Source organism: Nonomuraea sp. NPDC050783 (assembly GCF_040802095.1).
GTDB lineage: Bacteria > Actinomycetota > Actinomycetes > Streptosporangiales > Streptosporangiaceae > Nonomuraea.
The window spans coordinates 1-12759 of the sequence record NZ_JBFAHK010000026.1; the positions used below are offsets into that span (position 1 = coordinate 1).

The 12759-nt window shown below is 70.2% G+C and carries 9 protein-coding genes and 2 pseudogenes; 4 read left to right on the forward strand and 7 right to left on the reverse strand.

Annotation, left to right across the window (positions count from 1 at the left end; all coding sequences use genetic code 11):
* Window positions 1–15 precede the first annotated feature (15 nt).
* A pseudogene (locus AB0H75_RS42435) lies at window positions 16–165 on the forward strand (DDE-type integrase/transposase/recombinase); the annotation flags it as partial.
* A 207-nt stretch (window positions 166–372) separates the two neighbouring features.
* Window positions 373–1573, forward strand: a pseudogene (locus AB0H75_RS42440) (IS30 family transposase).
* Window positions 1574–1751: 178 nt separating this feature from the next.
* Here the strand turns inward: AB0H75_RS42440 and AB0H75_RS42445 are convergent.
* From AB0H75_RS42445 to AB0H75_RS42470, 6 genes are all read right to left on the reverse strand, one after another.
* Window positions 1752–2261: a hypothetical protein gene (locus AB0H75_RS42445; RefSeq protein ID WP_367806211.1), complete on the reverse strand. Its 510-nt coding sequence runs from the start codon at window positions 2259–2261 to the stop codon at window positions 1752–1754.
* A gap of 155 nt (window positions 2262–2416) precedes the next feature.
* Window positions 2417–2662, reverse strand: a complete 246-nt coding sequence (locus AB0H75_RS42450; RefSeq protein WP_367806213.1) for a hypothetical protein — start codon at window positions 2660–2662, stop codon at window positions 2417–2419.
* Window positions 2663–2985: 323 nt separating this feature from the next.
* Complete coding sequence (locus AB0H75_RS42455; RefSeq protein WP_367806215.1) at window positions 2986–4980, reverse strand: hypothetical protein; 1995 nt, start codon at window positions 4978–4980, stop codon at window positions 2986–2988.
* Window positions 4977–6125 carry a purine phosphorylase gene (locus AB0H75_RS42460; RefSeq protein WP_367806217.1) on the reverse strand — a complete coding sequence of 383 codons (1149 nt, stop codon included), beginning with the start codon at window positions 6123–6125 and terminating at the stop codon, window positions 4977–4979. The genes AB0H75_RS42455 and AB0H75_RS42460 overlap by 4 nt, the downstream gene beginning before the upstream one ends.
* Window positions 6126–6132: 7 nt before the next feature.
* Entirely contained in the window at window positions 6133–6828 is a 696-nt protein-coding gene (locus tag AB0H75_RS42465) for an NUDIX domain-containing protein (RefSeq protein WP_367806219.1), read from the reverse strand.
* 100 nt (window positions 6829–6928) lie between these two features.
* Entirely contained in the window at window positions 6929–8065 is a 1137-nt protein-coding gene (locus AB0H75_RS42470) for an alkene reductase (protein ID WP_367806221.1), read from the reverse strand.
* A gap of 98 nt (window positions 8066–8163) precedes the next feature.
* On the opposite strand from AB0H75_RS42470, the gene AB0H75_RS42475 reads away from it, so the two are divergent.
* On the forward strand, window positions 8164–11280 hold the full coding sequence (locus AB0H75_RS42475) for a BTAD domain-containing putative transcriptional regulator (protein WP_367806223.1): 3117 nt from the start codon (window positions 8164–8166) through the stop codon (window positions 11278–11280).
* Between the two features lie 88 nt (window positions 11281–11368).
* Window positions 11369–12109, forward strand: coding sequence for a helix-turn-helix domain-containing protein (locus tag AB0H75_RS42480; RefSeq protein ID WP_367806225.1), 741 nt, complete (start codon window positions 11369–11371; stop codon window positions 12107–12109).
* A gap of 72 nt (window positions 12110–12181) precedes the next feature.
* Here AB0H75_RS42480 and AB0H75_RS42485 read toward each other — a convergent pair whose 3' ends face one another.
* Complete coding sequence (locus tag AB0H75_RS42485; RefSeq protein ID WP_367806227.1) at window positions 12182–12607, reverse strand: Rrf2 family transcriptional regulator; 426 nt, start codon at window positions 12605–12607, stop codon at window positions 12182–12184.
* Window positions 12608–12759 lie beyond the last annotated feature (152 nt).

The following is a 12759-nucleotide window of genomic DNA, read 5'->3' on the forward strand; positions in this document are numbered from 1 at the left end:
GAGGGCAAGCTGTATCTGGCCACGGTCGAGGACCTGTTCTCGCGCCGGCTGCTCGGCTACGCCATGTCCGAGCATCACGATGCCGCGTTGACCTGCGCCTCACTGCAGATGGCGGTGGCCACCCGCGGCGGCGACGTGGACGGGGTGATCTTCCATTCGGACCGCGGCTCGGAGGGCGGATTCAACCGGTCGTCGCAACACCTCGATTTGGGAGGCGTTGATGGGTCGGCCAGAGCGCATCGGCGGGAGATCGAGCGGGCGTTCTGGCGAGAGATCGCCAAAGGGCTTCTTGCTGAGGAGGCGGCTGCTGCGGTCGGGGTGTCGCAGGCTGTGGGTGGTCGGTGGTTCCGGCATGGTGGTGGCATGCCACCGATGGATCTTGCCCCGCTCTCCGGCCGCTACCTGTGCTTTCAGGAGCGGGAGGAGATCGCGATCTGGAAGGCGCAGGATGTCGGGGTTCGGGAGATAGCCCGGCGGCTCGGCCGCCACCCGTCGACGATCTCCCGGGAGCTACGGCGCAACGCCGCGACCCGCGGCGGCCGGCTGGACTACCGCGCGTCTGTCGCGCAGTGGAAGGCCGACCTGGTGGCCCAGCGTCCAAAAGTGGTGAAGCTGGCCACCAACGACCGGCTGCGCCACTACGTGCAGGAACGGCTCTCCGGTCAGATCCACGGGCCAGACGGGACGGTACTCGGGCCGGAGGCTGGGCCGTGGAAAGGGCGGAACAAGCCGCACCGAGGAGATCGCCGATGGGTGACCGCCTGGAGCCCGGAACAGATAGCCAACCGGCTGAAGGCCGATTTCCCTGATGATGAGTCCATGAGGATCAGCCACGAGGATCAGCCACGAGGCGATCTACCAGGCCCTCTACGTCGAGTCCCGGGGCGCGCTCAAGCGCGAGCTTGTCGCCTGCCTGCGCACAGGTCGTGCGCTGCGGGCTCCCCGAGCCCGCTCCAAGCGCAAGGCGTGGGCGCACGTCACACCCGAGGTGATGATCAGCGAGCGGCCGGCCGAGGTTGATGACCGCGCTGTGCCAGGACATTGGGAGGGTGACCGGGTCATCGGGTTGGAGCGGTCGGCGATCGGCACGCTGGTTGAGCGCACGACTCGCTTCACGATGCTGGTCCACCTACCTCGCCAAGAGGGATACGGCATCATCCCACGGACCAAGAACGGGCCGCCGCTGGCCGGGTATGGCGCCGAGACGATGAAGAACGCCCTCGCCGCCACCATCGGTGCCCTGCCCGAGCACTTGCGCCGGTCACTGACCTGGGACCGAGGCAAGGAACTGTCAGCACACGCTCAGTTCACGATCGAGACGGGCGTCCCGGTCTTCTTCGCCGATCCTCACAGCCCTTGGCAGCGCGCCACGAACGAGAACACGAACGGCCTACTGCGCCAGTACTTCCCGAAGGGCACCGACTTGTCCCGCTGGAGCGCCGACGACATCGCTGCAGTCGCAGCGGCGCTCAACGCCCGCCCCCGCAAGAGCCTCGGCTGGAGGACCCCTGCCGAGGCCTTCAACGATCACCTAGACTCGCTGCTGAGCAGCAGTGTTGCGACGACCCCTTGAACCTAAGCAGTGTCCTCCGAGGACGCGACCAACCGTTTCGCCCCATGCACGGACTGTTGTCATAACCTGTCAAGGAAGGGGTCCTGATCTGAATGCGCCTGCCTTGGCGACCCCTGGATCTGCGCGTTGCCGCTATGGTACGCATCGAGCACCGCTCCGCGTGTAAAACTCTCCGGTGTCAGGGCTGGGCGCGTACAGCGGCGATGGCGATCTCACCGCCGGCTGCGTAGGCCGCGACCACGGGCGCCATCACGCCGTCGACGATGACCGTGGCCTGGCCGGCCGATCCGGACGTGTAGCTCACGCCGTCCACCACCGCCTCCTCCGCGACCAGAGCCGGCGCTCCGGAGTCGTGTCCGCCTCCAGGCACGTGAATGAGCTGAACTCGTTCCCCTCGTTGCAGGTCGTACGGCGCCTGGCCGGGTTTGAGCGCCAGCCCCAGCCTGACCGCCCTTCCGGCGACCGCTGTGCCGTCACCGCCCGCGACCATCGGTCGGGTGAGCAGTGTCCCCGGCAGCACCGTGACGGTGGCCACGGTTGCCGCCACCTGATCACGCTGGGACCAGGACCAGTACGAGGCCCCGTCATCAGCGATCCGCGCCTCCTGCAACACTTTCCGATCGAAGGGCTGACCGGCGCTGATCCGCCCGGTGACACGGATGACGGACGTACGCTCATCGGCGCGCATCACCAGCAGAGTCGTGGCCAGGGCGCCACCGAGCACCAGCAGGCGAGCGCGGCAAGCCCCGGGCTGCGTTGGCGGGACGGCTGCGGCAGCCCGGGGGAAGCGATTCCAGTCAGCACATCCGCTCCTTCAGTCCTGCGCGGAAGTTGGGTTCGGCCTCAGAAGTCGCGTGCCGGATTGCACCGGCGCCACGAGTCACCCTCAGGGTCGACGTCGGGGCCGTAGCAGAATCTGGCCCGCTTGATGGAGCCGAAGAACACCGAATCCAGGACACATCCGCGCTTCGGGCCGGCCTGCAGGAGGATCGTCCGGCCTATCGTCGTCTGGTACTCCACGGCCACCTTGTCCTTGTCATCAAGGGCATCACGCAGTGTGACGTTTTTACGGTCGGCACTGATCTCCACCTGCCCGAGTCGGCCGTACCCGTCATTCCACGGTCGCCCGGATGCCCACATGGGCCCGGATACCATCAGTGAAGCAGCCAGCATTCCGGTTGCTGTCGGCCCCAGCGTGGCATCGACTCTCCCCCTCCCGTCACGACGTCACATCATGTCTCCGCCAGTGATTGGCTGCGATCAAATCGTAGCGAACAGGCAAAGAACATGATCCCTGCCCTTGACCTGGATGGCACCCCACCTGACCGCAGGAGAAGCCGGGAGGACGACCACCTGTGCGCAGGCTCTGTACGGCTCCCGGCATTGCCGGGCCGCCGAGGAGCGCACCGGCGTCAGGCGAAGATGGCCCTCACGGCCTGGCTCACCTCCGCAAGGGGAACCTTCTCGCGTTGACGTTCGAAAGCGATCCACTCCTTGCCCTCCGCGGCGACCCCCTCCAGGACGTGCAGTGCGTTACCGAGCCCGGCCGTGCCGAGAGTCAGCTGTGAGGCGTTCTGCGGATCCGTGTCCTCGGTCTCGGTGACCTCCGTGGGCGGATCCGTCACCTTGACCTTGATCGGATCGCCGTTGGTCAAGGTCAGCTCGAAGATGTTCTCCCCGTTGTCGGTCTCGGCCACCTGGACGGAGGTGAACGCGTCGTAGCGGTAATTGGTGCGTGCCCGGCTGCGGGTGGTCGCCTTGCGGAAGTCGAGGTGCTGGGTCAACTGCCGCACGCCGTCCTTGGTGAGCAGGAAGAGCAGGATCTTGTACTTCGAATAGCGCCACGGCCCGTTCTCGATGCGTGCCCTGTCGTAGGAGGGCGTGGCGGGCGCCTCGATGAAGGCGTGGGCGAGGACGCCCTGCCGTTTCAACCGGTAGATATCCATCGCCTGCTCCATCAGCACCTTGCGGTCGCACTCCAGCCAGCGGGCCATTTCGAGGTCGTCCGGTCTGTCGTCGAGCTTGCGCTTCCACCTCTCGAAAGCCGCCCGGCGGCCGGCCAGCAGGCGCTCCTTCTCCCTCTTGTCGGCCAAGTGGCGCCTGTACTCGGCGGCGATGCGCAGCCAGAGGCGGGCCATCGACCAGACCGAGGCCAGAGCGACGATCGCGGCCGGCGACACGAGCAGCGGTCTGACATGCGCGGCGCTCCAGACCAGGAAGCCGCCGGCCACGACCGCCGCGATCGAGGTGAGCACGCACCTGATTCTCAGGAGCACGCGGACGCGCAGCTCCTCGCGGTAGTCCCACAGCTTTCCCGCCTTCCAGCGCCGCGCGACGTCGGCGACCAGATATCTGGTGAGCCAGGCGACGCGCTTGGCGTTGACCGTGCTCTCCCGGTAGAGAGTGACCACCTCGTCGCGCAGGGCACGCCGGATTCCCGCCGTCTCCGACAGCCAGAGACCCGGGTCCGCGTCGGGTGGAGTGTAGAGCGCGAAATAGTGGCGGAACTGCCGATCGATCTTGCTCGCGAAGCCGTCGCGGCGCGTGGTGACGGTCGGCCTGTGCAGGTACTCGCGGTCCTTCGCCTGGCGTCGCTCCTTCTTCCACCTCCACTCCACACCGCTGCGCACGCTCACGTAGCAGCCGGCCGCGAGAGTCAGCAGGGCGGACAGCGCCACCATCTCGTTGTGCTGCCAGGCCGTGGTGCCGACGAAGCCGACGGTCGCCAGGGCCAGCGCGGTGGTCGCCGTGGCCGCGGTCCAGGTGCCGGGTCCGACGAGGACGGGGTCCGCCGGCCGTACTCGTGGGCCGATGGGCTCGGGTTGGAAGAACTTCCAGGCCCGGCCCAGCCGGTTCTGCGCGCAGCGGTCGTCCTTGGCCGCCTCGAAGGCGCGCGCCCAGAGGGCGTCCTCGGCGGAGCTGTCCAGGAACATCTCCATGTGCTGGAGGAGGTCGTTACGCTGCTCGTCGGTCAGCTTCTGGAACTCCTGCTCCAGGCCGACAGCCCGGCTCTCCTGCGGCCGGGACGCCAGGAGGCGGTCGACCAGTTTGATCGCGTCGGCCCAGGCGTCGTCGTCCTTGACGGCACCGCGTACGCAGCGCAACATGTCGATCTCGTGCGGCGGCAGCTGCTGCAGGGTTCGCCCGCTGAGCAGGGCCAGCAGCAGGTAGAAGCAGGAGCGGCCGTTGACGTAGTTGCACTCGACCACGGCCTCGCGGAGGCGATCGCGTGCCTCCGGAGCCATTCCCGCGCGAAGGCAGTTCAGCCCCGCCTGGAAGATCTCCTCGGCCGAACGGGCCGCCGCGACCTGGTAGACGTTGACCGGCCCGTGGATGGTCTCGGCCTGGACGGCGACGTTCGCCGAGTCCTGGGCGACGTTGGCGGGGCCGGAGGCGGAATCGTTCACAGGACGCTCCGGATGGCCGCGATCACGGCCGACACGTGCGCGGCCAGCTCCGCCACGTCCGCCAGGAGCCCGCGGAGTCTCTTGAGCGCGATCATCGCCTTGCTCCTGCCCGCCTCGGTGCTCTCGGCCAGCGATTCGGAGGCGACGGCGATCTCCTCCTCCGCCGCGGTGAAGGTGTCCTCGTCGACTTCCCGGGCCTTGTGTGCCCTGGCAAGCCGGTCGCGCAGCTCGGCGAGCTGGGTGATCGGGTCGGCCGACTGGCTCTGAGGAGGGTGTCCGACCGTGACGTTGCCGTGGATGTGCCCCGCCTGTACGCCCACCCGTGCGTTGTCGCGGGCGACGTTCTTCACACTGTCGGACATGTCGCTTGCCTCTCTCGCCTTGCCCGCGGGCCGGTTGTCGTGCTCCACGGCCAGCTCCTGGGCGAGGGCCACGGCGAAGGCGGCGGCGTTGGCCACCGCCTTCGGCTGCCAGTTCAGGCCGTCAGTCTCGATCTTGGTGCCGTCCGCGCGGTCGCTGATGCCGCGTACCACGGCCATGGGCAGCGACCTGTTGTGGTGGGCGGCCTGCGCCACGCCGGCTGCCTCCATCTCGATCGCGAGCGCGTCGTTGTAGGTGTGGCGCACCCATTGGGCGTGGGCGGAGATCGCGGAGTCCTGGACCACCTCGCCGGCCGCGATCGGGCCGAAACGCACTTCGGGGACAGCCGCTCCCGCAGGCAGGTGGCGGGCCCAGGCCCCGGTGCGGTAGAGGTGACGGGCGATCTGGTCGGTCTCGTGGTCGATCTCCCAGACCCGCGGACGAGCTTTGAGGCCGTCGTCCTCGCTGGTGCCGCCGTGGTAGGCGTAGACGTGCGTGGCCACCACCACGTCGCCCAGGCCGACACCGGGCCACAGCGCCCCGGCGACCCCTACGAACAGCAGCGCCGACGGCGAGAACTCGGCGATCGCCCGTTCGGTGATCACCGCGGACGGATGGTTGCCCTTGCCGACCAGGCCCAGAGCCACCCGGCGCCCGTCGCCGGCGAGGCGGCCGACCTCGAAGCGGGTACCGGCGGTGTGACGGTGCACGCGCGGGTCGCTCAGGTGCCCGCGGACGGCCTGATACTCCAGATCCAGCGCGGTGAGGATCACGATCATGACCATCGACCTCCTAAGGCCGAGTCATCGGGGGATTGAGGACATGGACCGGGCCCGCCTTGAAGAGCCGGGCGGGCCGCCCGTTCGGGGTCCTGCGCATCGGGCCGTCGGCGACGATGAAGCCGCGGGCGCCCTGTACCTTGCGGTAGAAGTTGCGGGGATCGAGGCGGACACCCCAGACCGCCTCGTACACCTGCTGGAGCTCCGAGATAGTGAAGGACTCGGCGCAGAAAGCGGTGGCCAGGGCGGTGTGCTCCAGCTTGACCCGCGCGCGCTCGACTCCGTCGATGACGATGCGGCGATGGTCGAACGCCAGCTTCGCGCCCGGAGCCAGGGCGTCGTCCACCGGGGTCCAGGAGGCGGCGGCGGCATCGGTGCCGGCGACCGGCTCCGGCAGCCGGGGCGCGATGGCCAGGTAGGCGACGGACACGACGCGGCCGCGCGGGTCGCGGCCCGGCTCGCCGTACACGGCCAGGGGCTCCAGGTGCACGTCGGACAGGCCCGCCTCCTCCAGCAGTTCGCGCCGCGCCGCCGCCTCGAGGTCCTCGTGCTCGTCGTGCAGGAAACCACCTGGGAGGGCGAGGGCTCCGCGGAACGGGTCGACGCCACGTTCCACAAGCAGGACGTGCAGGCGCGCGTCACGCAAGGTCAGGATCACCAGGTCGACCGCGAGCAGGATGCGCGGCGGTTGCCATGGGTCGTCGGGCATGAGCACACCCTAGGTTTTTGTCAGATCGACAGGAACCTCTTTTCCAGCACGGACAGTAATGTCTGGCGCTCAGGTAGCGTGCCGGCACGCGTCAGGGGCCTCAGGCGCCGGCAGATGTCCCGGTACGCACGGCAGGTCCGGCCAGCACCGGATAGTCGGTGTATCCGAGCTCCCCGCCCCCGTACCAGTACTCCGAACGCACCGGATTGAGCGGCGCCCCACGGCGGAACCGTTCGACGAGATCGGGGTTGGCCAGGAACGCCCGCCCCAGCGAGACCAGATCGGCCCCCGCCGCGAGCAACCGCTCCCCCGCGTACCGCCCGCCGTCAGCGGGCATCGGAGTCGGCCACGGCAGCGCCGGATTGGCGATCAACACAGCAGGCCAGTCACCGCGAATGCGATGGAACAAGGGCTGACCGGGGTCGGCGAACACGACGTGCAGGTAAGCCAGCCCCTTGTCCGCCAGCGCCTCGACAAGCGCCGGATAGACCCGCTCGATGTCGTGCTCCCGCATGGCATTGGCCGTGACGCCGGGCGCGATACGCAACCCCACCCTCTCGGGACCGATCGCGTCGGCCACGGCCTCGACCACCTCCACCGCGAAGCGGATGCGTCCGGCCACCGGACCGCCATAGGCGTCGGTGCGGTGATTGGTGGTGTCCGACAGGAACTGGTGGATGAGGTAACCGTTGCCGCCGTGCACCTCCACCCCCTCGAACCCGGCGTCGATGGCACGCCGGGCCGCGGCGGCGAAGTCGTCCGCGGTGGACCGGATCTCCTCGATGGTCATCTCGCGAGGCACGACACCCGGTCTGGGCCCGCCAGGAGTGTGGATCGGGTCGGGGAACGCCACCGGCGAGGGCGCGATCGGTGTCAGGCCGGTGGTCTCCGGGTGGCCGATTCGTCCGCCGTGCTGCAGTTGCAGGAACATCGTGCCGCCCGCGGCGCGCACCGCGCCGGTGACGCGACGCCAGCCGGCCACATGCGCGTCGCGGTAGATGGCAGGAATATCGGGATAGGTCTGTCCGACCGCGTTCGGCGTGGTCGCCTCGGCGATGATCAGCCCGGCGGACGCGCGCTGGGCGTAGTACGTCGCCATGATCGGCTCAGGCACGCCGTCGGCCGACGCCCGGTTGCGCGTCAGCGGCGCCATCACCAGCCGGTTGGGCAGGTGCAGAGCACCGAGCCGGGCGGGTTCGAACAGGCGGGAGGTCAACGTTGCGCTTGACATGGTCATGTCGGCGACTGTGCTCCTGAGCGCTTCGGATGGCCTGACGGTCCGCTGATGGTCCGCCACCAGGCCCTGTGTACGGTGGCCTGTGTACGGTGGCCCCTGTGTGGTTCGGAGTGCTGGGTCCGCTGATGGTGCGGGACGACGAGGGCCGGCCGGTCAAGGTCCTCGAAGTCAAGGTCAGGGCGCTGCTCGCCGATCTGCTCGTGCACGAGGGACATCCGGTCGCCGCCGACCGGCTCATCGACGATCTGTGGGGGACGAAGCCACCGGGCAATCCCGCCAACGCCTTGCAGGCCAAGGTCTCCCAACTGCGCCGCGCTCTCGGCCGCGACCGCGTGGCCTACCAGGCGTCCGGCTACCTGCTGCGCCTCGGCCCGTCCGACGAGGTGGACGCGGACCGGTTCCGGACCCTGGCCGCCGAAGCCCGCTCCGCCGACCCGACGACGCGAGCCGCGTTACTCGCCGAAGCGCTTGAGCTGTGGCGCGGGCCCGCGTACGCCGACTTCGCCGACGAGGAGTTCGTCCGCGCGGCGGCGCACCGCCTGACCGAACAGCGCCTCGCCGTCGTGGAGGAGCAGGCCGAGACCCGCCTGGCCGCGGGCGACCATGTCCTGCTCGCCGGGGAGCTCGCCGAGCTGGTGGCCCGCCATCCCCTGCGTGAACGGCTGCGCGCCGTCCAGCTCCGGGCCCTCTACCTGGCCGGCCGCCAGAGCGAGGCGCTGGCCTCGTACGAGGAGCTGCGCCACCGGCTGGCGGACGAGCTCGGCGTCGACCCCGGCCCGGAGCTGGCCGCGCTCCACCAGGCGATCCTGCGCCAGGACGCCTCGCTCGGCCCGCCTCCCGGAGCCCCCGACCGTCCAAGGACGAATCTTCCCGCCCAGCTCACCGCCCTGATCGGACGCCGGCAGCCCCTGGAGGAGATCGACAAGCTCCTCGATGACGCCCGTCTTGTCACGCTGGTCGGGCCGGGCGGGGTGGGCAAGACGCGAGTCGCGGTGGAGGCGGCGACGCGAGCGCAGGACCTGCGGTTCTCCGACGGGGTGTGGCTGATCGAGTTGGCCGACCAGCGCGGGGACGTGACCGACCTCGCCCAGGCGGTCGCGACCACCCTCGGCCTGAGCAGCGACCTCCCGACCCCCGGTATGCCCCGTCGCCCCACCGACCGCCTCGCCACCGCCCTGCGCGGGCGCCGGACCCTCCTCGTGCTCGACAACTGCGAACACCTCATCGAACCGGTCGCCGAACTCACCGGCCTGCTGTTACGCGCCGCACCCGGAGCACGCATCCTGGCCACCAGCCGCGAACCGCTCGGCCTGACCGGCGAGATCGTCCATCTGGTCGAGCCGCTCCAGCCCGCCGACGCGATCCAGCTGTTCACCGAGCGCGCCGGCGCGTCCGCCCCCGGCTTCACCCTCGACGACGAGACCCGCGACGCGGTCGCCGAGATCTGCCGCCGCCTCGACGGCATCCCTCTCGCCCTCGAACTGGCGGCCACCCGGGTACGCGGCTTGGGCACGCGGGAGCTGGCGGCGCGTCTCAAGGACCGCTTCCGGGTGCTCGCCGCCGGACAACGAGGCGTCCCGGCACGCCAGCGAACCCTGCGGGCGATGATCGACTGGAGCTGGGACCTGCTCAGCGAACCGGAGCAGGTGGTGCTGCGCCGCCTGTCCGTCCCCGCCGGCGGCTGCACCCTGGACGCGGCCGAAACCGTCTGCGCAGGAGACGGAGTCCCCCGCGAGGACGTGCTCGACCTGGTCACCCGCCTGGTGGACCGCTCCTTGGTCGTCATGGCCGACGGCCCGGCCGGCCCACGCTACCGGTTGCTCGAATCGGTGGCCGCCTACGCCACGGAACGCCTGCACGAAGCGGAAGAACTTACCAGCGTCCGCACGCGCCACCTGCACTATTACCTCGACCTCGCCGAGCGAGCCGAACCCCACCTCCGCGGTCCCCAGCAGCAGGCGTGGCTCGACCGCCTCGACGCCGAAGCCGCCAACTTCCGCTCAGCCCTCCAGGACGCACCTCTCCCGGACGCCGCCGCCCGGCTGGCCACCGCCCTGTGCTGGTGGTGGCTGCTACGCGGCAGGCTGAACGAGGGCCGCCGCGCCCTGTCGGCGGTACTCGCCCTCGCCCCCGAATCCCCCGAACTACGCCTGCTGGAAGGCGCGTTCGCCCTGCTGACCGGCGACCGCTCGCGGGCCTCCCGAACCGATCACCCGGTACGGCGAGGCCGCGCGCTGTGGCTGCACGCCTACGCCCTCTTCCACGCCGGCCTCCCGGACGCCAGCCAGAAGCTCAACGCCCAAGCCTTCGACCTTCTGAGCACCGACGACTGGGGCACCGCGGCCGTCCTCGCGCTGCGAGCCATGAACGCGCTGGCCCGCGGCGACCTCGGCACCGTCGCCCGCGACGGCCTGCGCAGCGCCGCGCTCTTCCGCCGGCTCGGCGACCGCTGGGGCGAGTTGCAGACCGTCTCGCCTCTCTCCACCCTCGCCGAGATCAAGGGCGACTACTCCGAGGCCGCCCGCCTCCAGACCGAGGGGCTGCGCATCGCTCAAGAGCTGGGCCTGGCAGCGGAGGTCGCCGCCCGCCACTCCGGGCTCGGCCGGCTGGCGTTGCTCTCCCACGCCTGGGACCGCGCCCACGACCTGCACGAACAGGCTCGGCGGCTGGCCGCCGAGCAGGGTTACGTCTACGGCGAGGTGCACGCGGTCATGGGTCTCGCCCTCGGCGCCCGCCGCTCCGGCGACCTCGACACGGCAGAGACGTACCTGACCCGCCTCCGCGACGATCTCGTGTCCTCACCGGCCGGCGAACACCTGCTGCTCGTCGAGCTGGGCTTCACCGCCGAGCTACGCGGTGACGCGGCCCGCGCCGCCGATCATCAGCTGCGCGGTCTGGACGTCGCCCGTTCGATCGGGGAACCGCGGGCCATGGCCCTGTCCTTCGAAGGGCTGGCGGGCGCGGCGGCACTGTCGTCCTCCCGGGACGCGGACCGAGCCGAGACCGCAACGTTGCTGCTCGGCGCGGCGGACGCAGCCCGTCGAAGCGTGGGCGCGCCCCTGCCGCCCGCCGAACGCGGAGACGTGGACCGGATCATGGCGGCGACGAGAGCCGTCCTGGGCGAGGCCGCGCACGCGGAGGCATTCCTGCGCGGGACGAAACTGACCTCGCAGGAGGCCGCACACCTCGCCCGGACTTCGCTGTCCGACACCTGATCACTCCCTCGTGCCCTGCCTTGCCCCGTCCCGTCCGACGACGACGACGACCTGGAGACCTACCCGTGCATCGGCGATCCTGGGACCCGTGCAGTACGTGTCCCTGGTGCCGCGACCACCCCTCAACAGCCTGATCGACGACCTCTACTACCTGGAGGGCACCCCACCGTACCCCCGGCTGAGGGTGCCGCCCGTGCCGTCGGCGCTGCTCATTCTCAACCTCGGACCACCGTTCGCCATCCACGCCGCCACCACCGGCACCGAGACGGCGAGCTACGCCGACGGGTGCGTGATCACCACGCCCACCCGCGCCCTCGAGGTCGGCTACCCGCTGGACACCAGATCAGTAGGCGTGCACTTCAAGCCATGGGGCCTGGCGCCGTTCCTGGGACTGCCTGCCGCCGAGCTGCGCGAGCGGTTGGCCACGGCACCCGGGCCGCACGAGATGCTGAGGCTGCTGGAGGAGGAGCTGATGCGCCGGCTCACCGAGACCACTGGGCTGGAGTTGGTCCGCCACACGAGCACCGTCATCGCCGCGGCTGCGGGCGCCGTGACGATCGGCGACCTGAGCACGGCCGCCGGCGTCAGCAACACCCACCTGGCCCAACGGTTCAAGGCCCTCATCGGCATCACGCCGAAGCGGCCGGCCCGCACCTACCGCTTCGCCTCCATCGTGCTCACGATCGACCCCACCAGGCCGATCGACTGGATCGAACTCGCCGGCCGCGCCGGCTACTTCGACCAGGCCCACTTCGGGAACGAGTTCCGGACGTTCACCGGCCTCACCCCCACCCAATACGTCCAGGCCCGGCGCCGCTTCCTGCGCTAGCACGAAGCCCTCGATCGCGCCCGCGATCTCCACCTCGGTCACTGACCCCGAAGGACCCACGGGCAGGGCCGCTCAGCGAGGTGCCGCAAGGACATCCCCGAGCACGTCCTCCAGCGTGACGCGGGCCAGCTCGCTCCGGAGGGTCTTCTCGATGCCGTCGTAGACGCGCCGCATCGCCGGCTGGATGCCGTGCCCCACCACGCATCCCGGGTCCGGGGCCGCGCGGTGCAACGCGAACAGCGGGCCGGGTTCCACCGCCTCGTACACGTCGAGCAGCGTCATCGCCTCCAGGTCGCGCGCCAGCGTCCAGCCCGCGCCCACCCCGCGCCGGGACTCCACGAGCCCCGCCCTGCGCAGGTCGCCGAGCAGCCGCCGGATCACCACGGGATTGGTGTTCACGCTGGACGCGATCTGCTCGGAGGTGGCGACCTCGTGGCCCTGGCGCTGGTAGAGGCCGATCCAGGCCAGCGCGTGGATCTCGGCCAAGCGAGGGATCATCTCTGCGATCTCCTTTTCACTGACCTCCCTCCTCCTGATGCTGGCCCGTAGCCGGCCCTCTGCCTTCAGCCGTTCAGCCCGCGGCGGAGCTCCGCGCCACCGGGATGACGCGGGCCGGCCGGGGCAAGGCAGGTGAGGCCCTCACACCGCAG